General features: G+C 53.8%; 25 protein-coding genes. 15 read left to right on the forward strand and 10 right to left on the reverse strand.

The genetic code is table 11. From position 1 onward, the window contains the following. Positions 1-40: 40 nt before the first annotated feature. From cysG to HRQ87_RS12405, 6 genes are all read left to right on the forward strand, one after another. Positions 41-1,441 (forward strand): siroheme synthase CysG, encoded by a 1,401-nt coding sequence (gene cysG, locus HRQ87_RS12380; protein ID WP_174138754.1) that lies wholly within the window; start codon positions 41-43, stop codon positions 1,439-1,441. After that, positions 1,438-1,749 carry a DUF2849 domain-containing protein gene (locus HRQ87_RS12385; RefSeq protein WP_174138755.1) on the forward strand — a complete coding sequence of 104 codons (312 nt, stop codon included), beginning with the start codon at positions 1,438-1,440 and terminating at the stop codon, positions 1,747-1,749. The genes cysG and HRQ87_RS12385 overlap by 4 nt, the downstream gene beginning before the upstream one ends. Continuing rightward, positions 1,742-3,406, forward strand: a complete 1,665-nt coding sequence (locus HRQ87_RS12390) for a nitrite/sulfite reductase (protein WP_174138756.1) — start codon at positions 1,742-1,744, stop codon at positions 3,404-3,406. Before HRQ87_RS12385 ends, HRQ87_RS12390 begins: the two co-directional genes overlap by 8 nt. After that, positions 3,396-4,145 (forward strand): phosphoadenylyl-sulfate reductase, encoded by a 750-nt coding sequence (locus HRQ87_RS12395; RefSeq protein ID WP_174138757.1) that lies wholly within the window; start codon positions 3,396-3,398, stop codon positions 4,143-4,145. Before HRQ87_RS12390 ends, HRQ87_RS12395 begins: the two co-directional genes overlap by 11 nt. After that, the gene (locus HRQ87_RS12400; RefSeq protein ID WP_174138758.1) at positions 4,142-4,570 is read left to right on the forward strand and encodes a DUF934 domain-containing protein; all 429 of its coding nucleotides are present in this window, start codon (positions 4,142-4,144) and stop codon (positions 4,568-4,570) included. The genes HRQ87_RS12395 and HRQ87_RS12400 overlap by 4 nt, the downstream gene beginning before the upstream one ends. A gap of 71 nt (positions 4,571-4,641) precedes the next feature. Then, positions 4,642-5,460 (forward strand): ferredoxin--NADP reductase, encoded by an 819-nt coding sequence (locus HRQ87_RS12405; RefSeq protein ID WP_174138759.1) that lies wholly within the window; start codon positions 4,642-4,644, stop codon positions 5,458-5,460. Positions 5,461-5,541: 81 nt separating this feature from the next. Here the strand turns inward: HRQ87_RS12405 and HRQ87_RS12410 are convergent, their stop codons facing one another. Continuing rightward, positions 5,542-5,760: a DUF6500 family protein gene (locus HRQ87_RS12410; RefSeq protein WP_174138760.1), complete on the reverse strand. Its 219-nt coding sequence runs from the start codon at positions 5,758-5,760 to the stop codon at positions 5,542-5,544. A 139-nt stretch (positions 5,761-5,899) separates the two neighbouring features. After that, positions 5,900-6,589 (reverse strand): hypothetical protein, encoded by a 690-nt coding sequence (locus HRQ87_RS12415; protein WP_174138761.1) that lies wholly within the window; start codon positions 6,587-6,589, stop codon positions 5,900-5,902. A 180-nt stretch (positions 6,590-6,769) separates the two neighbouring features. Between HRQ87_RS12415 and infC the strand changes: the two genes are divergently transcribed. Further along, a complete protein-coding gene (gene infC, locus HRQ87_RS12420) occupies positions 6,770-7,315 on the forward strand; it encodes a translation initiation factor IF-3 (protein WP_174138885.1) in 546 nt (181 codons plus the stop codon). Between the two features lie 2 nt (positions 7,316-7,317). Here the strand turns inward: infC and HRQ87_RS12425 are convergent, their stop codons facing one another. Continuing rightward, positions 7,318-7,674, reverse strand: a complete 357-nt coding sequence (locus HRQ87_RS12425; protein ID WP_174138762.1) for a hypothetical protein — start codon at positions 7,672-7,674, stop codon at positions 7,318-7,320. Between the two features lie 311 nt (positions 7,675-7,985). Continuing rightward, positions 7,986-9,206, reverse strand: coding sequence for an acyl-CoA dehydrogenase (locus HRQ87_RS12430; protein ID WP_174138763.1), 1,221 nt, complete (start codon positions 9,204-9,206; stop codon positions 7,986-7,988). Positions 9,207-9,335: 129 nt separating this feature from the next. On the opposite strand from HRQ87_RS12430, the gene HRQ87_RS12435 reads away from it, so the two are divergent. The 4 genes from HRQ87_RS12435 to HRQ87_RS12450 are packed head-to-tail and all read left to right on the forward strand — an operon-like array spanning position 9,336 to position 13,483. Next, complete coding sequence (locus HRQ87_RS12435) at positions 9,336-10,247, forward strand: AAA family ATPase (RefSeq protein WP_174138764.1); 912 nt, start codon at positions 9,336-9,338, stop codon at positions 10,245-10,247. 1 nt (position 10,248) lies between these two features. Then, complete coding sequence (locus HRQ87_RS12440) at positions 10,249-11,511, forward strand: vWA domain-containing protein (protein WP_174138765.1); 1,263 nt, start codon at positions 10,249-10,251, stop codon at positions 11,509-11,511. Beyond that, on the forward strand, positions 11,508-12,479 hold the full coding sequence (locus tag HRQ87_RS12445) for an XdhC family protein (RefSeq protein ID WP_174138766.1): 972 nt from the start codon (positions 11,508-11,510) through the stop codon (positions 12,477-12,479). Before HRQ87_RS12440 ends, HRQ87_RS12445 begins: the two co-directional genes overlap by 4 nt. Then, complete coding sequence (locus tag HRQ87_RS12450) at positions 12,479-13,483, forward strand: molybdopterin-binding protein (RefSeq protein WP_174138767.1); 1,005 nt, start codon at positions 12,479-12,481, stop codon at positions 13,481-13,483. The genes HRQ87_RS12445 and HRQ87_RS12450 overlap by 1 nt, the downstream gene beginning before the upstream one ends. A gap of 79 nt (positions 13,484-13,562) precedes the next feature. On the opposite strand, the gene HRQ87_RS12455 is transcribed toward HRQ87_RS12450, so the two are convergent. Further along, positions 13,563-13,919 carry a hypothetical protein gene (locus tag HRQ87_RS12455; RefSeq protein WP_174138768.1) on the reverse strand — a complete coding sequence of 119 codons (357 nt, stop codon included), beginning with the start codon at positions 13,917-13,919 and terminating at the stop codon, positions 13,563-13,565. 195 nt (positions 13,920-14,114) lie between these two features. Between HRQ87_RS12455 and HRQ87_RS20260 the strand changes: the two genes are divergently transcribed. After that, positions 14,115-14,645, forward strand: a complete 531-nt coding sequence (locus HRQ87_RS20260; RefSeq protein ID WP_174138769.1) for a GNAT family N-acetyltransferase — start codon at positions 14,115-14,117, stop codon at positions 14,643-14,645. Positions 14,646-14,663: 18 nt separating this feature from the next. Then, the gene (locus HRQ87_RS12465; RefSeq protein WP_174138770.1) at positions 14,664-15,287 is read left to right on the forward strand and encodes a LysE family translocator; all 624 of its coding nucleotides are present in this window, start codon (positions 14,664-14,666) and stop codon (positions 15,285-15,287) included. Between the two features lie 8 nt (positions 15,288-15,295). Here HRQ87_RS12465 and HRQ87_RS12470 read toward each other — a convergent pair whose 3' ends face one another. From HRQ87_RS12470 to HRQ87_RS12490, 5 genes are all read right to left on the reverse strand, one after another. After that, complete coding sequence (locus HRQ87_RS12470) at positions 15,296-15,850, reverse strand: hypothetical protein (protein WP_174138771.1); 555 nt, start codon at positions 15,848-15,850, stop codon at positions 15,296-15,298. A gap of 91 nt (positions 15,851-15,941) precedes the next feature. Next, on the reverse strand, positions 15,942-16,553 hold the full coding sequence (ureG, locus tag HRQ87_RS12475) for an urease accessory protein UreG (RefSeq protein WP_174138772.1): 612 nt from the start codon (positions 16,551-16,553) through the stop codon (positions 15,942-15,944). Further along, positions 16,550-17,176 (reverse strand): urease accessory protein UreF, encoded by a 627-nt coding sequence (locus tag HRQ87_RS12480; protein WP_174138773.1) that lies wholly within the window; start codon positions 17,174-17,176, stop codon positions 16,550-16,552. Before HRQ87_RS12480 ends, ureG begins: the two co-directional genes overlap by 4 nt. A 38-nt stretch (positions 17,177-17,214) precedes the next feature. Further along, on the reverse strand, positions 17,215-18,354 hold the full coding sequence (locus HRQ87_RS12485) for a hypothetical protein (protein WP_174138774.1): 1,140 nt from the start codon (positions 18,352-18,354) through the stop codon (positions 17,215-17,217). A gap of 57 nt (positions 18,355-18,411) precedes the next feature. Then, a complete protein-coding gene (locus HRQ87_RS12490) occupies positions 18,412-19,254 on the reverse strand; it encodes a YihY/virulence factor BrkB family protein (RefSeq protein WP_174138775.1) in 843 nt (280 codons plus the stop codon). Positions 19,255-19,406: 152 nt separating this feature from the next. Here HRQ87_RS12490 and HRQ87_RS12495 point away from each other — a divergent pair, with 152 nt between their 5' ends. Then, positions 19,407-21,194 (forward strand): autotransporter assembly complex protein TamA, encoded by a 1,788-nt coding sequence (locus HRQ87_RS12495; RefSeq protein ID WP_174138776.1) that lies wholly within the window; start codon positions 19,407-19,409, stop codon positions 21,192-21,194. Beyond that, positions 21,191-24,430, forward strand: a complete 3,240-nt coding sequence (locus HRQ87_RS12500) for a translocation/assembly module TamB domain-containing protein (RefSeq protein WP_174138777.1) — start codon at positions 21,191-21,193, stop codon at positions 24,428-24,430. The genes HRQ87_RS12495 and HRQ87_RS12500 overlap by 4 nt, the downstream gene beginning before the upstream one ends. The last annotated feature ends 4 nt before the right edge of the window (positions 24,431-24,434 follow it).

Here is a 24,434-nt window from a genome sequence, read left to right on the forward strand (position 1 = left end):
ATCCTATATTAGACGTAAGCACAGTGACAAGAGTAATCCAATGCAACACTTTCCGATCTTTATGGCCCTGGCCGGCCGCCGCGTTGTCGTCTCAGGCGGCGGCGATGCCGCCCTGGCCAAGCTGCGTCTTTTGCTGAAGACAGAGGCCCATCTTACTGTTTTTGCAGAAGAATTTGCGCCAGAGATCGCAAGCTGGGCCACTGAGGGAAAGCTGCGTCTGGTTCCCCGCGCCATGGCCCCCGGCGATGCCCTTTGCGCTGTCCTGTTCTATGGCGCCAACGAAGACGATGCCGAAGACGCCCGCACCGCTGCCTTGGCCCGCGCTGACGGAGCGATCGTAAATATCGTTGATAATCTGATAGATAGCCAGTTTATCACCCCCGCCATCGTCGACCGCGACCCTGTGACTGTCGCCATCGGAACCGAAGGCGCAGCCCCCGTTCTGGCCCGCGCCATCAAACGCGATCTGGAAGAACGACTGCCTGCAACCCTTGGTACCCTGGCCCGCATCGGCAAGCTGTTCCGATCGGCCGCAGACGCCCTGCCCATGGGGCGCAAGCGTCGTGATTTCTGGTCCGAGTTCTATTTCAAAACCGGCCCCCAAGCAATTGAAGAAAAAGGGATAAAATCCGTTCGACCCGCCCTGGAGGCTTTGCTGGATCAGCACCTGAATGCAGGGGAAAAAGAAGGCCATGTTGATCTGGTCGGTGCCGGTCCCGGCGACCCTGATCTGCTGACGCTTAAGGCCCGCAAAGCCTTGGACGAAGCTGATGTCGTGATCTATGACCGCCTTGTTTCGGCAGAAATTCTGGAACTGGCCCGGCGTGAGGCCACAATGATCGACGTCGGGAAAGAAGGCTTTGGGCGGTCGGTTTCCCAGAATGAAATCAACGACTTGCTTGTTCAACATGCTCAAAACGGCGCCCATGTGGTTCGGTTGAAATCCGGTGACCCGACCGTATTCGGGCGTCTGGACGAGGAAATCGACGCCTGCCGGGCCGCCGGCGTCAGCTGGCGCATCGTGCCCGGCATCACCGCCGCCTCGGCCGCAGTGGCCAGCATCGGACAAAGCTTGACCAAACGCGATCGCAATGCCTCGGTCCGGTTTCTGACTGGCCATGACATGAAAGGCTTTGCCGAACATGACTGGCGTGCCCTGGCCCGAACGGGCGAAGTGGCCGCGATCTATATGGGTAAAAAGTCATCCCGCTTTATTCAGGGGCGGCTGCTGATGCATGGTGCCGACCCGGCCACGCCTGTGACTGTGATTGAAAATGCCTCGCGTCCCGAACAACGCATTGTGACGGCTCAGCTTTCTGACTTCGCCGATGCCATTACCCGGGCCGACATGAAGGGCCCCGCCCTGGTTTTTTACGGCCTTGCCCCCCGAACAGCCCAATCTGTCGCCGCAACCATCCAACCCCAAGAGGTCGCGTTATGAGCCGCAAGTTTACACCGAAAGTCGTCACCGCCAATGACCTGTTGGAGGGGGACGTGATTTATCTGGCCGCCGACGACCGGTGGGTGCGTGACATGAAACAGGCTGAGTTCATCGAGGATGAAGCCCACGCCCAGATCCGCCTTTTGCATGCCGAACAACAGCCAGATGTGGTCGTCGGCGCCTATCTGGCGGATGCGGCCCTGGGCGATGACGGCCCAGAACCCACCCATTTCCGCGAAACTTTCCGGACGCGCGGCCCATCCAACTATGCCCACGGCAAACAAGAGAAGCAGGCAGAAAATGTATAAATACAACGACTTCGACGACGCTTTTCTTCGCGAACGCACCGCTCAGTTCCGCGCGCAAGTCGAACGCCGGATTGACGGATCGCTGACCGAGGATGAATTCAAGCCCCTGCGCCTGATGAACGGGCTTTATCTGCAACTGCACGCCTATATGCTGCGCGTGGCGATCCCCTATGGCACGTTGAACAGCCGCCAGATGCGGCAACTGGCGATGATTGCCGAACGGTGGGACAAGGGCTATGGCCATTTCACCACGCGGCAGAACATTCAGTACAATTGGCCCAAACTGCGCGACGTGCCTGATATGCTGGATGCGCTGGCCGATGTCGGCATGCACGCGATCCAGACCAGCGGAAATACCGTGCGAAATGTGACCTCGGACCATTTCGCGGGCGCGGCACAGGATGAAATCGAAGACCCCCGCCCTGTGGCCGAGTTGCTGCGGCAATGGTCGACCGATCATCCCGAATTCCAGTTCCTGCCCCGCAAATTCAAGATCGCGATCACAGGCAGCCCCAATGACCGTGCCGTAACACGCGCCCATGACATTGGTCTGCGGATGGTCGAACAGGATGGTCAACCGGGCTTTGAGGTCATCGTGGGCGGCGGGCTTGGCCGCACGCCGATGGTCGGCAAGGTCATCCGGGACTTCCTGCCCAAAGCCGATCTGCTGCCCTATGTCGAGGCGATCCTGCGCGTCTATAACCGCTTGGGCCGCCGCGACAACAAGTATAAGGCGCGCATCAAGATCACGGTGCACGAAAAAGGGCTGGAAACGATCCGCGATCTGGTTGAGGCCGAGTTTGAACACACCCGCGCTGATTTCATGGGCTTTGACATGCAGGCCCTGACCCAGATCGAAAAGCATTTTCAGCCGCCTGCCTTCAAACAGGCCGATACTGCGGGCTATGAGGTTGCGCGCGCCGCCAACCCCGCCTTCCGCGCCTGGACCGACACCAACCTGACACCGCATAAGACGGATGGATACGCGATTGTGTCGATATCGCTAAAAGCCCATGGCGCGACGCCCGGCGATGCCACGGCCCATCAGATGCGTGTCATGGCCGATCTGGCAGAATGGTTCGGACATGACGAAATACGCATCAGCCATGAACAGAACGTGATCCTGCCACATGTGCATAAATCCGATCTGCCCGAGCTTTACGCCGTCTTGCGGGATGCGGGGCTGGCGACGGCCAACATCGGGCTGATCAGCGATATCATCGCCTGCCCCGGTATGGATTACTGCGCGCTGGCAACGGCGCGGTCGATCCCGATTGCACAAGAGATCGCAGAACGTTTCGATGAACTGAAGCTGGAACATGACATTGGGCCGCTGAAAATCAAAATCTCGGGCTGCATTAATGCCTGTGGACACCACCATGTGGGCCATATCGGCATCCTTGGTCTGGATCGTGCGGGGGTCGAAAACTATCAGATCACTCTGGGCGGCGACGGAACCGAAACCGCCGCCATCGGCGAACGCGCGGGTCCCGGTTTCAGCGCGGAAGAAATCGTGCCCGCCATCGAACGTCTGGTTCATGCCTATCTTGATCTGCGCGCAACCCGGGATGAAACTTTTCTGCAAACCTATCGGCGGCTTGGGCCCCAGCCCTTTAAATCCGCCCTGTACCCCGAGGCAAAAGCCAATGCCGCTTGAAGCCCCCTTAGAACCGGTCAGCGTTCGCGTGGACGATCTGAACCGCCGTTATCGTCATCACGGTGCAACCGCCGTACTGGAACATGCGTTGGCCGATCCGCAAGTGGGACGCACAGCGCTTGTGTCGTCTTTCGGGGCAGAATCCGTGGTGTTGCTGCATCTGATCTCGATTATGGATCGCACAACGCCCGTGTTGTTTATCGACACCGAAATGCTGTTTGCGGAAACCCTGACCTATCAGCAAGAGCTGTCAGAGCGGCTTGGCCTGACCGATGTACGGGTGATCAAACCTGCACGTGAACAAGTCTTTGAACATGACAACGAAGGATTACTGCACCTGCATAACCCTGATGCATGCTGTGCATTACGTAAAACAGTGCCACTGCAAAATGCACTAGACGGATTTGATGCCTGGATCACTGGGCGCAAGCGATATCAGGCAGGCACGCGTGCCGCGCTTGAGTTCTTTGAGGTCGACAACGAAAGCCGGATCAAGATCAACCCACTGGCCCATTGGACGCCCGAGGACCTGCGCGACTATATCGACGAAAACCGCCTGCCCCGTCATCCTATGGTCGCAAAGGGCTATCCGTCTATCGGATGCGCGCCCTGCACATCGCCCGTAGGCACCGGTGAAGATCCCCGTGCGGGACGCTGGCGCGATCAGAACAAAGAAGAATGCGGCATCCACTTCGTAAACGGCAAAGCTGTTCGCTTGAATATAGAGAGAACCACATGAACGTAATCGTTACCGATAGCGGCTTTCAATCCGATGATTGGACACATGGCTTCACATCTTTGGAAGATTTTCCCGCCAATGATCAGGCCCCTGCAATGGCCGTCGATCTGGAACCTGACTCCAGCCTTGAAGTCCTGCGGGGCCGGCTGGACAGCATCGATTTGATCCGTATCCATTTTCACAGCTTCGCAGACGGCCGCGGCTTTTCGTTGGCCACCACATTGCGCCATCTCGGTTTTGCGGGCCGTTTACGTGCCGTCGGCCATGTGCTGGCTGATCAATACGCCATGGCGCGTCGTTGCGGTTTTGATGAGGTCGAAATCTCGGATGACTTGGCCGCACGCCAGCCCGAAAACCAATGGCTGGCCCGCGCCAATTGGCGCGCCCATGACTATCAGTCGCGGCTGCGCGCTGTGTCCGGCTGACTTTCAGCTTTTCACCAAACACTTCAACGACTAGAACAAGGGCGGGGTCACAAATATCCCTGCAATGACATATGACCGAGTTAAAACCATTGACTGACGCAACCCCGATTAAAACACCGATGCTGCCTGACGCACAGACTGTCACACACGTTGAACATTTCACCGACGATCTGTTTTCTTTTCGTGTGTCACGTCCGCAGTCGCTGCGGTTCCGGTCCGGCGAATTCGTGATGATCGGCCTTATGGGCGACACTGGCAAACCGCTTCTGCGCGCCTATTCCATCGCATCGCCCAGTTGGGATGAAGAGTTGGAGTTTTATTCGATCAAGGTCCAGAACGGCCCGCTGACCAGTAAACTGCAGCATATCCAACCGGGCGATCAGATCATCCTGCGCCCCAAACCCGTGGGCACACTGGTGCATGACGCACTTCTGCCCGGCAAGCGCATCTGGTTTTTTGCCACAGGCACGGGCTTTGCCCCCTTTGCATCGCTGTTGCGTGATCCTGAGACCTATGAACTTTATGATGAAGTCATTATCACACACACCTGCCGCGATGTGGCCGAACTGGAATACGGCCGCCGTATTGTCGAAGCCCTGCCTAATGATCCGCTGATCGGTGAACTGGTTGGTGACAAGCTGAAATATTATCCAACCACGACACGTGAAGACAGCCCCAAGATGGGCCGCATCACAACGCTTTTGCAGGATGGCACTGTCTTTAAAGACCTTGGTATTGATGGAATGACCGCTGAAACAGACCGTGCGATGGTCTGCGGATCAATGGGCCTGAATACCGACCTTAAGGAAATTCTGGAAGGGTTTGGCCTTCGCGAAGGGGCCAATTCCGATCCTGCCGAATACGTCGTTGAAAAAGCGTTTGTTGGTTAAGTTACAGCGAACGTTTTTAGATGATTATGGCTTAAACCCAGTCAAGCATCCGTTTTGCAGACGCCTCTACAGATTTATCGTTCAAAGCCCTGCTTTAATCATATCGCGTATTTTTACAGCTTTCACAAAGTGGTCAAGTTCATGCGTCTTAATCCACCACACCGCAGCTTCCATCAAAAGTTCAGGATCGTCGTTCTTGTTGGCAAAAAAAGCATAGAATGAAAGGCCAACTGTTTCGCCTTTCTTCTTAATTTTATCATCACAAATCGCGATGGCTTTTTGCCTTAAACTTGCTCTCATTATCATTTCAATCTTGGTTCAATTGGTGGCGATGCCACTTAAGGCGAGTCAAGTTGTTTTGGCTATTCATTGCATTAAATACTTCACAACAAAAACCGCGCAAAAACACTTTGCGCGGCTTGAGTATATCTAAATCAGCTTATTCTTCCATAAGCTGCTTCAGGCGATCCAGCATGGCTTTCAAAACTGTCGGATCATTTTCAGTCTGTTGCAAGGCGACTTTCATGCCGGCCTTCTGCACGTCATCCAGATTTGAATCATCAATCATCTGACTGACTTTTTCGAAATCATATCCTTCTACAGTCAGATATTGTTCCATTTCAGCAGGGATTGCACTGGCACTATTCGCGCCTTCGACGATTGTCTGTTCTGTCTCAGCTGCCACATCTTCGACAGTATCTGCCGATTGGTCCATTGCACTTTGCCCATCCTGCAGCGCACCTTCGACAGCGTTCACACCGTCCTGTATCATGCTATCCGTTGCCGCGTCGGCAGCATTGGCGGCATCCTGAACGGCATCAACGCCGCTTTCTACAGTATCTGTGACAGCTTGTGTGGTGTCTTCAACGGCATCTGTAACCGTATCTACAGCCTGTTCAGCAGCATCTTGCATCGTATCGACAGCCTCGACTGCTGTTTCAGTTGTGGTATCAACGACGCCCTCGGTGGTTTCCGCAGCACTATCGACTGTATCACTGACGGCATCTGTGGTGCTTTCCAGTGTGTCTTGCGCAGAATCTGTTGCCTCTTGTGGCGTATTTTCAGAATAAAAATAGTACCCCGCCCCCACGACGATAATTACAGCCAACACCAAATAAATATTTTTCATAATACCACCTTCATTCCATTGGATATCTTGCTAAACGTTATGCCAGACAGCCCGCAAAATGAAAACTGTGACAAAAGCTGCGCAGCAAAGCTTCGCTTATGCCGTTTTCGTCTTGAAACAAAGGCCGCAAAAGGCTAATTTCATAAATCAGACATCTGCAACAGTTTAAGGATCAATGTCATAGCCCGCAGACCACACAACGCGCCGCCCGTACGTGAAACAGGACCCCGCGTAAATGATCGCATTCGTTCAAACGAAATCCGCCTTATCGGCGCCGAAGGTGAAAACGTCGGCGTTGTAACCCCCGAAAGAGCCATGGAAATGGCAGATGAAGTCGGTCTTGATCTGGTGGAAATTTCACCAAATGCCACACCGCCTGTGTGCAAGATTATGGATTTCGGCAAGTTCAAATACGAAACCCAGAAAAAAGAAGCCGAGGCGCGGAAAAAGCAAAAGATTATCGAGGTCAAAGAGGTCAAATTCAGGCCCAACACCGATACGCATGACTATGAAGTCAAAATGCGCAACGTTTTCAAGTTTTTGGAAAACGGTGATAAGGTCAAAATCACCCTACGGTTCCGCGGTCGTGAAATGGCCCACCAGAACCTTGGGCGTGAGCTGCTGGAACGTGTGGCCGAAGACACCAAAGAACATGGCAAGATCGAAAACATGCCCAAGATGGAAGGCCGTCAGATGGTCATGATGATTGGACCTATGCCGAAATAAAATTATACTTGTGTATGATTTAGAAACCCTCTGCCCTTGGTCAGAGGGTTTTTTGTTGGCTTGCGTAAAGTGAAAGCGGGCCAAAAGATAAAGGACTTGCGTGCCGGTCTTGAAGTCAAAGTGCTGTTTTCTGCAGCGTATAGAATATTTGCTTCACCGCTACTTACAAATTCAAATAAGTATGCCCTTACACTACAAGAAACATCTCGATTGATTGTAAGAGCTGCAAGCCTCACAGGAGACATGTCCAAGCCTGCTATTTTTGCTCTGACCAACCCCTTTTCAGGGTCTTCATTTGGCAATCTTTCTGGGGTGCCCTTTGGTCGGATCAACATGGTGCCATCTGCCGTAACATACATCACACGGCTCTCAAGTTGTGGATAAGGCGACGGGATGCTTTAGCCATCGATTGATCTGCTGTGCAAAGCAATAAGCGCAATAAATACTCTGAGAGTTTTATTTATAGACTTCCACTCCCTACTTTTCCCATGAGTTTAATTTCAAGATCGAGACTTGTTTTTAACTTCCCAGATATAAAGGGGCGTTCACAGCACATCGAATGATGTCCGCCTTGGATGCATAGCAAAAGCATCCAAGGCTAAATTCATCATATAATCCGCAGGCTTTCGCCAAAGTATCCCTTGGGACGCGCCGGCAAAAGTCAGCGGGTTCAGAAAAACGCCTGCAACCCGGTTTGCGCACGACCCAAGATCAGGGCGTGGACATCGTGGGTGCCTTCATAGGTGTTTACCGTTTCCAGATTGACCATATGGCGCATGATCTGGAAATCCTCGGAAATGCCGTTGCCGCCGTGCATGTCGCGGGACATGCGCGCGATATCCAATGCTTTACCGCAGTTGTTGCGCTTCATCAGACTGATCATTTCGGGCGCCGCATTGCCTTCATCCATCAGACGCCCAAGACGCAAACTGCCCTGAAGACCTAAAGAAATTTCAGTTTGCATATCGGCAAGCTTCTTTTGGAACAACTGGGTTTGTGCCAACGGTTTGTCGAATTGTTTGCGATCCAACCCGTATTGCCGTGCTGCGTGCCAACAGAATTCTGCGGCCCCCATTACACCCCAACTAATGCCATACCGCGCGCGGTTCAGACAGCCAAACGGGCCTTTCAGCCCTTCGACGCCCGGCAGTAAAGCGTCTTCGCCAACCTCGACTCCGTCCATTACAATTTCACCCGTAATGGATGCACGCAAAGAAAGTTTGCCACCCACCTTCGGGGCAGACAGACCGGCCATGCCTTTTTCCAGAACAAACCCGCGGATCTTGCCGCCATGTGCCTCGGATTTGGCCCATATCACAAATACATCTGCAATCGGAGAATTAGATATCCACATCTTGGACCCTGTGATCCGATAGCCTGTTGCCGTCTTTTCCGCACGAGTCTTCATGCCCGCCGGATCACTGCCCGCATCGGGTTCAGTCAGACCAAAACACCCGATCAATTCGCCGCTGGACAACCCCGGCAAATATTTCTGACGCTGTTCTTCGGACCCGTAAGCATAGATCGGATACATCACCAGCGATGACTGGACACTCATCATCGACCGGTATCCGCTGTCAACGCGTTCCACTGCACGGGCCACCAAACCATAGGTGACATAAGATGCGCCAAGCCCGCCGTATTGTTCTGGCACCGTAATGCCCAACAGCCCAGCTTCACCCATTTCGCGGAAAATACCAGGATCTGTTACTTCGTCCCGGTATGCCTCAATCACACGCGGTTGCAGCTTGGTTTGGGCAAATTCCTCGGCCGCATCGCGCAGCATACGTTCGTCTTCAGAAAGCTGATCTTCCAATCGAAAAACATCCTGCCAGTCGAAACGGTTCAGGTCTGGGGCATCCTTGGTTTTAATCTGCGCTGGTGCGTTCATGGCATCCTCACTTCTATGGTTTGGCGAAACCTAGCCCGCGATATCGGGATTGACAATCGCGCTTCGACTTTAGGCCCCCTTGACCCTGCCTGACCGACATGCAGCATTGCAGGTCTGATCGGAGGGTTCATGTCACATCAGTTTTCGTCAATCGACACTGTTCAAAAGGCCTTGGCCGATGCGAATTATATCTGCGGACGCGATTTGGCGACAGTCGTTTTCCTGTCCCTGAAACTGGGGCGGCCCTTGTTTCTGGAAGGCGAAGCAGGCGTGGGCAAGACTGAAATTGCCAAGGCCATCGCCACAACATTGGGTCGCCGTTTGATCCGCCTGCAGTGTTACGAAGGACTGGATGCCGCATCTGCTGTTTATGAATGGAATTTCCCCGCCCAGATGATTGCCATTCGCGCGGCAGAGGCATCGGGAACAGCCGATAAGGATGCGCTGCAAACGCAGTTATTTTCCGACGATTATCTGATCGAACGCCCGCTTTTAGATGCGATGCGCCCTGATCCCGCAGGTCCACCTGTTTTGCTGATTGACGAATTGGACCGTACCGATGAACCGTTTGAAGCATTCCTGCTGGAAGCGCTATCCGACTTTCAGGTTTCGATCCCGGAATTGGGCACGATCAAAGCGCCCGAACCGCCCATTGTCATCCTGACGTCTAACCGCACGCGCGAGGTGCACGATGCGCTAAAGCGCCGCTGTTTATATCATTGGGTCGATTATCCTAATTTCGACCGCGAGATCCAGATTTTGAACGCCCGTGTGCCTGAAGCCGCCGAAGCGCTAAGCCAAGAGGTCGTGGCCTTTGTGCAAAAACTGCGCACCGAAGATCTGTTCAAAAAACCCGGCGTGGCCGAAACCATCGACTGGGCCAAATGCCTGCTGGCACTGGATGTCATCAATCTGTCGCCAGAGGTTATCGCTGATACATTGGGCGCCATTTTGAAATATCAGGACGATATTCAAAAGCTGCAAGGATCCGAAGCAAAACGGCTGCTGGACGAGGCAAAGGCCGAACTGGCGCCGGTGTAATATGGTTAAACTGCCCGATCTCGACCTGCCCGAAAATCCAAAGCTGATGTCGAATATCACCCATTTCGCACGTGCTTTGCGCAAAGCCGGACTGCCGATTGGGTCGGGGCATATCATGGATGCAATCCGCGCGGTGCAAACGGCAGGATTTACCGAAAAGCGGGATTTTTATTGGATTTTACATGCCTGTTTCGTGTCAAAGCCTGAACATCGTCAGGTTTTTGCACAGATTTTCCGGCTATATTGGCGTGACCCGCGATATCTGGAACATATGATGGCCGCACTCACGCCACAGGTACGCGGAGTGCAGGAAGATCGTATTGCCAAGCCTGCAGAAAAACGCGCAGCCGAGGCGTTGCTTGACGGCGTTGATCGTGATCTGCCGAATTTGCCCGAAGCCGAAGATGGGACTGAAATCGACATCGACGCCTCGCGTACCATGTCATCGCAGGAACGGCTGCAACACCTTGATTTTGAACAGATGAATACAGACGAGATGGCGCAAGCCAAGCAGATGCTGGCACAAATGGCACTGCCGATTAAACCACTTGCCAGCCGCCGCACAACAGCAGCGCTGCATGGCGGGCTACCTGATTGGCAACGCACGATGCGGCAAGCCATGAGACAAGGTGGAGAGATCACAAAGTTTGCCCGAAAAACACGGCGCGACCGCTGGCCGAACCTTGTGGCGCTATGCGATATTTCGGGATCCATGTCGCAATATTCGCGCGTTGTGCTGCATTTTTTGCATGCGGTGTCCAACCATAAAGGACGCGGTTGGGCTAAGGTGCACGCTTTTACCTTTGGCACCCGGCTAACGAATATCACCCGCCATCTGCAACAGCGTGATGTTGATGCTGCCCTTGCCGCTGCCGGGGCCGAGGCGCAGGATTGGGAAGGTGGCACGCGCATCGGGGCCTGCCTGAACGCCTTTAACCGCGACTGGTCACGGCGCGTTTTGGGCCAGGGCGCGGTTGTCCTGCTGATCACCGATGGTCTTGATCGCGATGATCCGGATGGACTGTCAAAAGCAATGGAATGGCTACACCTGTCTGCTCGGCGTGTTATTTGGGTCAATCCCCTGCTGCGCTGGGATGGATTTGCGCCAAAAGCCCAGGGCATTTCTGCGATGATGCCCCATGTCGACAGCTTTCGTGCAGGTCACAACATTGCATCCCTGAAAGCTTTGGCAGATGCTATATCACGGCCTGACGATTACGGCGAAAAGGCCCGTATGATGGCAGCGATGGGATCACAAACATGAGCTATGATTATGACAACATGCCTAAAATCGCTTTGGACTGGCACAATGCTGGTAAAGGCGCGGCGCTGGCAACTGTCATTGAAACCTGGGGCAGCGCCCCCCGCCCGGTCGGCAGCCAACTGGTGATATCAGGCAATGGTGAAATGGCGGGGTCGGTTTCGGGCGGATGCGTCGAAGGCGCGGTCGTGGTCGAGGCAATAGAGGCTTTGGACGACGGCCAACCGCGCATTCTGGAATACGGGGTCAGCGATGACGAAGCCTTTGCCGTCGGCTTGGCCTGTGGTGGTACAATTCGTGTGCTGGTCGAACCTGTTGGCAAAGCGGTTTCGATAGACATATTAACCCAGCTTATTCAGGCGAACGATACCCGCCAACCAATCGCCTATGTCATTGATATCAAAAGCTCGAAACGGCATCTGGATCATGACACCAACGGCGTTTTTACGGACCTTTTCCGCTCTGATAAAAGCGGTTTTGAAGGTGATCAATTTGTTGCCATTCATAACCCGCCGCTGCGCATGGCCATTGTTGGGGCCGTACATATTGCGCAGGCTTTGGTACCCATGGCGCAGGTGGCTGGCTATGATCTTGTGCTGATTGACCCACGCGATGCCTTTGGATCCAGCAGCCGTTTTCCGGGCCAGACCATCCTGAACGACTGGCCGGATGAAGCACTGACGGACTATGGATTAGACATGCGAACCGCCGTCGTCACCCTGACCCATGATCCAAAACTGGATGACCCCGCCTTGCATGTCGCGCTGCGATCTGATGCGTTCTATATCGGCTGTCTTGGATCAACACGGACACATGCAAAACGTATCGCGCGCCTGCAAGACGCAGGATTTTCCGAAAGTGATATCAAACGCTTACATGCACCTGTGGGTCTTGATATTGGTGCAAAATCCCCGGCCGAAATTGCAATATCCATTCTTGCGCAAGTCACAGAAACGCTACGGCGCGGATAATGGAATTTGGCGCCGTTTCTCTGAATTCTGCCCTTGGCGCAATCCTTGCACATTCAATGGCATTACCGGATGGACGTCTACGTAAAGGTCTGATTTTACAACAAGAACACATCATCAAACTTGAACAAGCCGGATTTACCAAAGTGACCGTTGCACGTCTTGCCCCCGATGACGTGTCTGAAAACGATGCGGCACTGCAATTGGCGCAAGCCCTGGTGCCCGATCCAGATGCAGTTCATCTTGAGCTAAGCGACAGTTTCACAGGGCGTGTGAACATAAAATCGACGACGACGGGCGTGGTTATTCTGGATATCGACAAGATCAATACACTGAACCGGACACATCCTATGATCACCCTTGCCACCGCTACGCAATATGCGCCAACGCGGGCTGGGCGCATGGTCGGAACGGTCAAGATTATCTCTTACGGTGTTCAAAAAACCGTTTTGGAACAAGCCTGTAGAAACGTAAGCGGTGCAATCGAGGTGGTCCCGACCAAAATCAAATCCGTGTCCCTTATCGTCAGCCAGATCAGCGGGTCAAAGGGGGATGACAAGGGTATAAAATCGGTGCGGGGGCGGTTGAATGCGCTGGATATTGAATTAACAGAGGTTCTGAAAGTGGATCACACGGAAGCCGCCATTGCACAGGCGTTGACGCAGACCACGGGGCAGCTGAAACTGATCCTAACGGCTTCGGCCACGTCGGATTCAATGGATGTGGCTCCTCAGGCTGTGCGATTAAGCGGCGGTACAATCAGCCGGTTCGGTATGCCCGTTGATCCTGGTAACCTTTTGTTTTTGGGTGACATTTCAGGATCACCTGTAATCGGTTTACCCGGCTGCGCCAGATCGCCCGCACTGAACGGGGCCGATTGGGTGCTAGAGCGTGTGGCCTGCGGCATACCTGTTACAGCAGATGATATCGCCGCCATGGGCGTGGGCGGCTTGCTGAAGGAAATTCCCAGCAGGCCGCAGCCTCGTGATAAAGCCCCCAAGCGCTGAACCACACGTTTTGTATATTTTGTACACGGATTTTGTACTTAAATTTTTGTACAACCTGATCAGCCAACACCGGCAGACGTTATAAAACAGACGCACAATCTTGTTGGTCTTTCGCCATCCAAAGTTCACCAAAAATCTGGTACCGGTCCGGGTTGCAGATGACATAGCCATTTTCGATAGCATAGGCCGCGGCGGTTGTCAGATACCCGCTTGCAAACATCACTTTTATAAATCCGACAATACCCGTGATTGCAAAACTTAGTGTCAAAATCTGGCGCGTCTTCATCTTTGGATCGTTGCGGAATAACCTGGGCCAGAAAATCCATCCGATCAGGCACAAGGCAATCACAAGAAGCAAAACCAATAGCTTTACATCCTGAGCATCAAAATAGATCAGATCGGCCTTTGTCCATCGCGACATCCAGGCGGCTGCCATCCAAAACGCCCGGTACAGAATAAAGATCGCACAAGCGCCAAGGAAGAGGACAGCAAAGACTATTGAAACATATCGCATGACACAGGACATCGGGTCAAAAGATGGATTTGCTATGGATAAAATCAGCCGTTTTCATGGTATTGCCTTGCCCACCGGATCAGTGCAAGCCACAGTTCAGAAAAAGACGAGGTGCACGTGAGCCATTTTAACATTCAGATTTTAAGTGCAGATCTGCTGGAAAGCGCGACAGAAGATTTGGCGCAGATTTTGCATGCAACAGTTAACGCAGGCGCGGCGGTCAGTTTTCTTTGGCCTCATACCATTGACGATGCCCGTGCGTTCTGGCGTGATCAGATTTTTCCAAACGTTCGCAATGGCGATGTGATTTTGTGGGGCGCTGTATCGGGGGGCAAAGTCACAGGTACCGTGCAATTGCAGATCGCACTGCCGCAGAACCAGCCGCATCGGTGTGAGGTTGCCAAACTGCTGGTCCACCCTGATTATCGCAAACGCGGCATTGCCGGGCAGTTGATGGCAGCGCTTGAGCATCACGCACGCGCGCTGAAAAAGAGGTTGATCACATTTGATACGCGCAGCGGAGATGTTGCAGAACCCTTTTATCTGTCGCTTGGCTATCAAATCACCGGGCGCGTGCCGGATTTCGGGCTGGACCCGGACGGAAAAAGCTATCATGCGACAACGTATATGCATAAATTGTTGGAATAATTTTCAGGGAGTATACCGATGCCATTAGATCTTTGGCTTACATTTGTTGCGGCTTCGGTTGCATTGCTGTTGATCCCGGGTCCAACGGTGCTGTTGGTGCTGTCATATGCGTTGACGCAGGGCAAGCGCGTGGCGGTCAGTACGGCGGCAGGCGTCGCTGTGGGCGATCTGGTCGCGATGACCGCATCATTGGCGGGACTTGGGGCTTTGGTTCTGACCAGTGCGCTGATGTTTACCATTTTGAAATGGGTGGGCGCCGCGTATCTGGTTTATCTGGGCATCAAGCTGTTGTTCAGCAATCCCAAGGGGCTTGAGGCAGTGACGCTTGATCAAACCTCGGGGCGCGAGACATTCATGCATGCGGCCGCTGTAACGGCGCTGAACCCCAAAAGCATCGTCTTTTTCATCGCGTTCGTGCCGCAGTTCATCCGACCCGAGGCACCTTTGCTGCCGCAGTTTGCAATCCTGATTTTGACGTTTGTATCTCTGGCGGGTGTGAATGCGCTGATCTATGCGCTTTTGGCCGACAAACTGCGCACCCGTATCCGACGACCCAGTGTTTTGCGGTGGTTAAACAGGGGCGGTGGCGGTGCGTTGATCGGAATGGACGTGCTGACCGCGACGGCACAGCGCAGTGCCTAACGTCAGGATCAACGATCATCCCATGGCTTGTCAGTAGCTTTATAATTTTTGAATTCACCACTTGGCCTAACGCTGACCCAAGGTGTCTCATACATTCCTTGCCGATCCCCATGCCTGATACCCAGGAATGAATCCCACCCAACCTGGCTGCCATATCCGGCCCGTACGGTCGTTCCGATACTACTGGCAAAAGTCCTCAGAAATTTTAGCCCCTGCCCGTCTTTAACAACCTGCTTTTTCATACGGGCTGACGCAGTCAAACAACTGTGAATTTCAACGCCGCGCCCACTGGGTGTCATATAAGGGGCAAGTTTCCAGAAATTATGCACATTATTCTGGTTAATGTTCGTTCCCATACTCACAAACGTACTGTTACCATGTGCATTCAGAACCAGTAGCCATATCGACCGCTTATTCCGAGCACGCGCAATAATACTATTAATAATAGAATCGACAGAAGCATGATATGGAATGATGATGTGTTCTACGTCGGGAAGTTTTCTGTGTCGTATAAATGTTGTGTCACTGTCGTAAACATCGTGGGAATGCACATAAACAATCACTGAATTCTCCGTGATTTTTGAATATCTTATGACGATTATCAAGCCCCACTGCCTAATGATAATGAATGTATCATGACATATGTAAAATGCGCTAAAGTCCGCCGAAATGTTTTATGAAATTAACGATCTGGTCTATACCCTGCCCTGATTTCAGTGCTGCCATGACAAAAGGTTTTTCACCCCGCGCGGCTTTGGCGTCGGTTTGCAGAAGGTCAAGCGATACATCAACGTGGGGGGCCAGATCGATTTTGTTGATCACCAGCAGATCAGACCGCGTCAGCCCAGGCCCTTTTTTGCGGGGAATGTCCTGACCGGCGGCGGTGTCGATGACATAGATCGTCAGATCGGCCAGTTCAGGCGAAAAGGTGGCGGCCAGATTATCGCCCCCGGATTCGATGAAAATCACATTCAGATCAGCAAAACGGGCGCGTATATCTGCCACTGCCGCCAGATTGATCGAGGCATCTTCGCGGATCGCCGTATGGGGGCAGCCGCCGGTCTCAACGCCTTTGATCCGGTCTTGCGGCAGAACCTGCGCGCGCATCAGATATTCGGCATCTTCGCGGGTATAGATATCGTTGGTGATCACTGCGACAGAATAATCAAGCGTCATCGCGCGACACAGCTGTTCAGTCAGGGTCGTTTTGCCAGCGCCAACTGGGCCGCCGATACCCACGCGCAAAGGGCCGTTGAGTGAAGTCATGTTTTAAATATCCGTACGTCTTGGGTTTCATGTGTCATTGCGGCCAGATCGCTGGCGAAACTTGCGGTGCCGATTTGGTCAAGGTCGGTTTTGATGGCCTGATCTGCGATGGTCAAGATCAGGTCTTTTAGATCGTGCAGCACCTGCTGGCCTTGGGTCTGCCCCAAGGGGACATGGCGCACAGCGATTGTGATCAAATTTGAAATAAAAGCCTGAACGTAAAGTGAAATACAGATGGCGGGGTCAATGTTCAGCCCCTTTGCAGCGACACCCACCACAACGGGTAAAGGCGCATCCGGCAGGATCAGCTCAGGCTGCATCGCCGTGACGGTGCGGGCAAAGGCGCGGCCCTGGGCCATCGTTTCCTCAAGCCGTTCACGACTTGGGGCCAGTGCGATAGCAGTATCGGTGACATCGGTGCCTTGCAAGGCATGATACAACAACACCGCATCGGTCTGACCTGCACCAGCAGTCAGAATGCCCGACAGCCATTCAGTCAGCGACGCCGCATCGCATACAGCGCCCTGCGTAATAGCTGTTTCCAACCCATGGGAATAGGCAAAACTGCCCAGCGGAAAGGCGGGCGACAGCCATTGGATCAAGGTCAAAGTATCAGCGGTCATGGTCAGACGATGTCACATGTGCGCGCGAACGCAAGGGGTTATGGTCGGCAGTCATATATCCATTTATCCACGTCCGACGGATCCCATTCCGTCAGCCGATAGGGTGCGCGAATTTCTTGGTCAGTTGACATGATCCCATCGATCTTGGCCGCCAGATAGGACACCCGATCTGCAAAATCATTGACGCAATGCATTGCGGGTTCCGGTTCGTCATTGATATGGATCATCACATCAAATCGGGTCAAAACGGGCCGTGTGCCATCCCAGTTGATATAGGCAACAACATTCGTTTTGGCACCATTTTCATTATCATCTTCATAGGTTTTGACCTGAAGGCCATGCGGATTCCCCGGCGTGACATACAGTTTGGCGTGATCAGCATTGCCCATCCATTTAACATCGCGATAGTCACCTTGCCACTTGGCCCATGCCAGATTGCGACCGACGCCCATCAAAACGTGCGACCCGTCTGTCTGGCCTAAAAACACATAGATAAAAACGCCATCATATTCGTTGGTCAGCCAAACCAGATCCATTAGCCCGTCAACGTTCATGTCCAGTTCAAGCTGATCAATCATCAGATCGGCATCGCCTTTAGGCATCATGCCCAGTGTTGGCGTTATGAACTGGCATTTATCCGGAATGATATTTGGTCCCCAGTTTTCAGCTTGAACCTGTGCAGGGTCGACGTCAAATGGATACAGCTGCCCATAGCGCGTCAGAGCGCCTTCGCCGGCTTCAAAGTCAATTTGACAGGTTAGGTAATAAAGAACGGTCGGATGAATTTGCTGCATATTATACTGCAGCACGTGCGCGTCATTCTGACGATAACCGATAACACGGGTTTGGGTGCGACTGGATCGGCCAAACAGGCCACCTTGTTCGATGATCGTGATTGCGTTTGGCTGTGACGCTGGCTGTATCAACAAAAATGTATCAATGCCATCAGCGGCGTGGGTAAAGCCGGCAAGCGTCTTGAACAGATCGATTTTTTCAGTGCCTGGCGTGCCAAGATAGATCAACAAATCCGCACGGGATGGATCATTGGGCGACGGCTGCAGCACGATGCGATCCACGTGACCGTCGCCGTTCCAATCCATATCCGTTTGCGCAAAGGGTTCGGCAAAAGCGGGATAGGTCATCAGTAGAAGAGCGGTCAGTTTTATGACAATGCGCATGAAAATTCCCAGCCTAAATCCCGTATCACTTTAAAGGATTAGATGGCATTGCCAATATCACGGCTCAAATTGCGCCAGTCTGACATTCAGCGCGGCACCCAAAAGGATCAGAAATGCGCTGATGTAAAGCCACATCAGCAGCGCAATAACCGCCCCAAGCGAGCCATAGATTTGGTTGTAACGCCCGAAATTCGCAAGGTATTCCGAAAATCCATAGGATGCCCCGGCCCACATGATCACGACCAGAAACGCACCTGGTGTGACCCAAGGCATGCGAAATTGACGGTGGTTGGGTCCGTAACGGTACACAATGCCAAGCCCCGCCAGCACAACCGATATCGCCACAACCCATCGCAAGCCATCCAATGTCTGCGCGATCCACGCACCAGGCGGCAAAAACGCCAGTACAATGGGGGCCACTACGACCGTCGCCAAGGCCACGACCGCCACACCAATCAACGCGCCGGTCAGGATCAGCGCTGATGCGTAATGTCGCGCTGTGGGTCTGTTCGGAACGGCATAGATCGAATTCATACCCCGGATCAGGGCGCTGACGCCTGTGCGTGCAGACCAAAAAGCGATCAAAATTGATACAGTTGTAGCCCAGCTTAATGTTTCAGTCCGGGCGGAAATTAAAGTGGTGACCTGATTGTTCAAAAGCCGGAATGCATCGGCTGGAATCCAACCGCGCAATAGCTCCATCTGGACATTCACCACTGTGGGGTCAGCCCATATGCCAAGAATGGCAATGACCGCAGCAATGCCAGGAAAAACCGCCAAAATACCGAAAAATGCCACACCGGCTGAAATCAGACTTAGGTTTTTTTCATCAATATCGTCCCAGACACCGCGTAAAACGCGCCACAAACTGGTGGGGGAATGTCGAAATAATCTGAGCATATCAGGGCTTTAACCTAATGTCCTTCCGTATCAAAACAAGCAAAAAGCCGCATCGCCGGAATGTGAGAAGACCTTTCACCCGACAAATCATATGCTATGCAACGGAACCAGATTGCCGCATAGGCGTTTTTCTTGCATGGCAGGAGTATAGATTGCGCTTTTTCATTCAAGTCATTGTTGTTTTGACGTTTTTCGGGGCTTTGCCGGTTTTTTCACAAGAAACGCCGAATATTCGATTCGTGATTGTGACTGATCGCGAAGACATCCGTGACAAGGTTGTGGGCGCGTCACTTGTGTACAGTTTGCGTGAAGACGGCAATCAATCTGCACAAGATTATGTATCTGCAGCGCAGGCAGATTATGGCCGCATTCTGGCAGCCCTTTACGACGAGGCTTACTTTGGGGGTGTGATCCAGATTTCTGTAAATGGGCGCGAGGCATCAACAATTCCACCACTGGCCGCACCACGCAACATTCAATCCATTGAGTTACGCGTTGATCCCGGACCGCGCTTTCGATTTGGACAGACACGTGTAACCCCACTTGCCCCTGACACAACCTTGCCCGAAGAATTCGCCCGCAGACAACGCGCCAGAACAGCTGTCATTCGCGGGGCTGCTGCTGCCGGTGTCGAAGGCTGGCGCGATCAGGGATATGCAAAGGCAGAACCGGCGGATCAGTCGATTGTGGCCATTCATTCATCAAATACGCTGGACGTCGATATTCGGCTGGCCCCTGGCCCGCGGTTGCGCTTTGGGAATTTAATCGTGCAAGGAAATGAAGGTGTGCGTACCGAACGTATTCGGGAAATTGCCGGGTTGCCAACGGGCCAGATCTATTCGCCCCAGGAATTAGATCAGGCTCAAAAGCGATTGCGGCGTACTGGCGCATTCCGGTCGGCTGCATTGATCGAAGCAGAAACACCCAACCGCGATGGTACATTGGATATAACCGCGCAGGTGAATGAACAAAAACGTCGCCGTCTGGGATACGGGATCGAAGCCGAAGCGGACGAAGGGTTGGCGCTGTCCGCGTTTTGGCTGCACCGCAATTTGCTGGGCGGTGCTGAACGGCTGCGAGTCGATGCGGGCATCAGCGGGATCGGCAGCCAGTCTGATCTGGATTATAATCTGGGCGCCCGCTTTACGCGTCCGGCCACCTTTCGCAGCGATACCGATCTGTATCTTGAGGCCAGGATCGAGCAGCTGAACGAACCTGACTTCAGTTCGCGCGAATTTACGATCGGCGGCGGGCTTGAACGCTATGTTTCGGACACATTTCAGTACAGCTATGGTGTGGCCATTCTGGGATCCGAAATTGAGGATGATCTGGGCGAACGAGATTTGCTGCTGCTGACGTTTCCGCTGGATGCGCGGTGGGACCTGCGGGATGATCGCGCCAACCCACGGGCGGGTTATTTTCTGGATGGGCAGTTGATCCCGTATCTGGGAACGCTGGACGCGCAAAGCGGCGCGCGCCTGTTTTTGGATGGTCGGGTTTACCGCGAATTTGGCGACAACACGGTGCTGGCGTTTCGGGGTCAGTTCGGGTCGGTGATTGGATCAGATACAGATGCAACACCTGCCAGTTATCTGTTTTATTCCGGTGGTGGTGGCACAGTGCGGGGGCAGGAATATCAATCGCTTGCCGTGGAACTGGATGGCGATGACCGGATCGGGGGGCGTGTTTTCATGGGCGGCGCGTTTGAAGTGCGGCGCGACCTGGACGATACCTTTGGTCTGGTGGCCTTTTACGACGTGGGCTACGTGGGGCCTGACAGCCTGCCAAGTGATGGCGGTGATTGGCACAGCGGCGCGGGTCTGGGTCTGCGCTATAATACTGGGATAGGACCCATCCGATTGGATGTCGGCGTCCCGGTCAGTGGGCCCGAAACCGATTCACTTTTTCAGATCTACATCGGCATAGGACAATCGTTTTGATCCGCTTTTTCATCTTTCTGACAGTCTTGGTCTGGCCCTTTGTCATACTGGCCCAGGATGACAATTCAGACGAAGGGTTCATCGTCAATTTCATTGAAGACAATCTGTCTGGTGTCAGCCGCGATGTGCAGCTGAAGGGCTTTACCGGCGCGTTAAGTTCACGCGCGACGCTGGACCGACTGACAATTGCAGATGATGACGGCATCTGGCTGACGCTGGAAGATGTAGTTTTGGATTGGAACCGCAGCGCATTGTTGTCGGGCGAACTGATCGTGCGCGAACTGACCGCAGGCCGTATCGAACTGGCCCGTATGCCAAAGTCCGAACCAAGTGCGCCCACGCCTGAGGCGACCGAATTTTCCCTGCCAGAGCTGCCCGTCAGCATTGATATTGCCAGCATCAATGCCGAAGAAATCGTAATCGGCGCGCCGATTTTAGGCGAAGAGGCACGCTTTCAGATCGAAGGCAGTCTGACACTGGCTGGCGGTCAAGGGCGGATGGACATTGACGCAGAACGTATCGATGGCAAAACTGGCGTTTTTGATCTGGGCGTGGGATACGCGAATACAAGTGGCGTCCTGTCGGTCAATCTTAGTCTTGAGGAAGGGCGCAGTGGGTTGATTTCGACCCTGTCTGGCCTGCATGGCGCGCCTGCTTTATCGCTGACAGCACAAGGCGAAGGACCAGTCGACACATTCACCACTGACATCGCGCTGTCCACGGACGATGTGCAGCGGCTGACCGGCACAATGGCGCTGCGCACGATTGCCGCCGAAGATCCGACTGCTGCCCCTACCCGTGCATTTGATGCCGATATAAGCGGCGACATCGCCACACTTTTCGCACCCGAATTTCGCGCGTTCTTTGGCCCGTCAATTCAACTGCAGGCCAATGGGCAGCAGTCACCTGATGGTCGCATATCCTTGGATCGATTTAATCTGAGCGCTGCGTCCTTGCGCTTGGCGGGTCGGGCTGCATTCAATCCGGATGGCTGGCCGCAACTGCTGGATCTGACCGGCCAGATGGCGGATCCGTCGGGCGACAAGATCCGTTTGCCGATCGCGGGCGATCCGGTGTTTGTCACTCGCGCTAGTATGCGCATCACCTATGACGGGGCGCAGGGGGACGGCTGGAAAGGCCGCATCGGGATTGCAGGGCTTGAACAATCACAGCTGTCCGCATCAGCGTTGACCTTGATCGGGGGTGGTACAATCCAGCAGGGCGACGCACTGACTATCGGGCGTGTCTTTGCCAGTCTGAACTATGCCGCCCAAGGTCTGGCCTTTGATGATCCGGGCCTGTCTGCGGCGGTCGGGGATCAGGTGGATGGCGATATCGTGATAAATATCGTTGAAAGTGAGCCGATTGATATCCCCACGCTGCGGCTGAATGGGCTGGATTACAGTGCAAATGGCCGGGCGCGGATTGATCGGTTGGACAACAATCTGAACACCACTGTGCAGATGCAACTGGCCATGGATGATCTGGCGCGCCTGTCGGAGCTTGCTGGCAGACCCCTGCGCGGGGATGCAACGGCGGATATCCAAGGCAATTATATGCCGCTGTCCGGTGAATTTGATATCACACTGGATGCCGCCGCGAATGATCTGGCCGTCAGTCAGCGCGAACTGGACCGTGTGATTGCAGGGCAAAGCACAATCACCGCACGCGCCATTCGAACGCTGGACGGCACGCAGATCGAAAACGCGATCCTGACCACACCGAATTTCAACGCAAGCGTGGATGCACAGCTTGGGTCCGAAACCAGTAGCGTGACATATCAGGCGCGGCTGAATGATGTGGGCTTGATAACGCCCGATTTTACAGGCCCCTTTACGTTGGAAGGTACCGCACTGGGCTTTACGACCGTCTGGCAAGTGAACGCGGATGCAACAGCCCCCGGCAACAGCACGTTGAATGTCGCAGGCGGTATCGCCACAAATGGCAATCTGGCGCTGAACGTTCAGGGACAAGGTCCGTTGGCCGCACTGAACCCCTTTATCGAGCCGCGCAATTTACGGGGTGTGGCGCAAGTTCAACTGGCGATCAACGGACCACCGCAGCTGTCGTCTGTTCTGGGGACAATTTCAACGCAGAACGCGCGGTTGTCAGCGCCCACCTATCGCGTAGCGTTGGACAATATCGATGGCCGCCTTGAGCTGGGCGGCGGTCGTGCGCGTGTGAATGTCCAATCGCAGGTCGAAGCGGGCGGCAACGTGTCATTGGATGGGTCATTTGGACTGTTATTTCCTTATTTCGCGACACTTGAAGCGCGATTGCGTGAGGTCCAGATCGTTGATGATGATCTATATCAAACCAGTGTATCCGGTGGGATCAATTTTGGTGGGCCACTGATCGGCGGGGCGGTAATTTCCGGTGACCTGGTGTTGGGACCAACGGAAATTCAAGTGCCGTCGACCACAATCACGACACTTGGCGCTATTCCTGACATCACGCATATCGGCGAACCGATTGACGTGCGCAGAACACGTGAACGCGCAGGATTGCTGGATCAGGATGACGGTGTGTCGCGGTCAAGCCCCTATCTTCTGAATATTACGGTACGTGCGCCGGGGCGGATGTTTGTGCGTGGGCGCGGGTTGGACGCCGAACTGGGCGGACAGTTACGGCTGTCGGGCACCAGCGCAATCATGATCCCCAGTGGACGGTTCGAGCTGGTGCGCGGACGGCTGGATATCTTGCAACAAAGGTTTGAATTGGACGAAGGCTGGGCGCAATTAGAGGGCGACTTTAATCCGGTGATACGATTGGTGGCCACGACTGAAACGGCCACTGGATCTGCCAGTATCATCGTCGAAGGCGATGCGGCCGCCCCCGAGGTGAACTTTGCATCCACCCCTGAACTGCCCGATGATGAAATACTGGCGCAATTGTTCTTTGGCCGCGAATTGCAAAGCCTGTCGGCGCTGCAGGCGTTGCAGTTGGCATCGGCGGTTGCAACGCTGGCCGGACGTGGGGATGGCGGTGTCGTGAACCGCTTGCGTGAAAGCACTGGACTGGACGATCTTGATGTTACATCGGGCGATGATGGTGAAACCGCACTGCGCGCAGGTAAATATCTGTCAGACAACGTTTATACAGATGTCACAGTTGGGTCCAACGGCAGTTCCGAGATTAATCTGAACTTGGATGTCGGCGATAATGTCACTATCAAAGGTGGGCTGGATGACGAAGGCAATACCGGGATTGGCCTGTTCTTTGAGCGCGATTACTAAAGGC

The organism is Parasulfitobacter algicola, from assembly GCF_013315265.1.
Taxonomy (GTDB): Bacteria; Pseudomonadota; Alphaproteobacteria; order Rhodobacterales; family Rhodobacteraceae; genus Parasulfitobacter; species Parasulfitobacter algicola.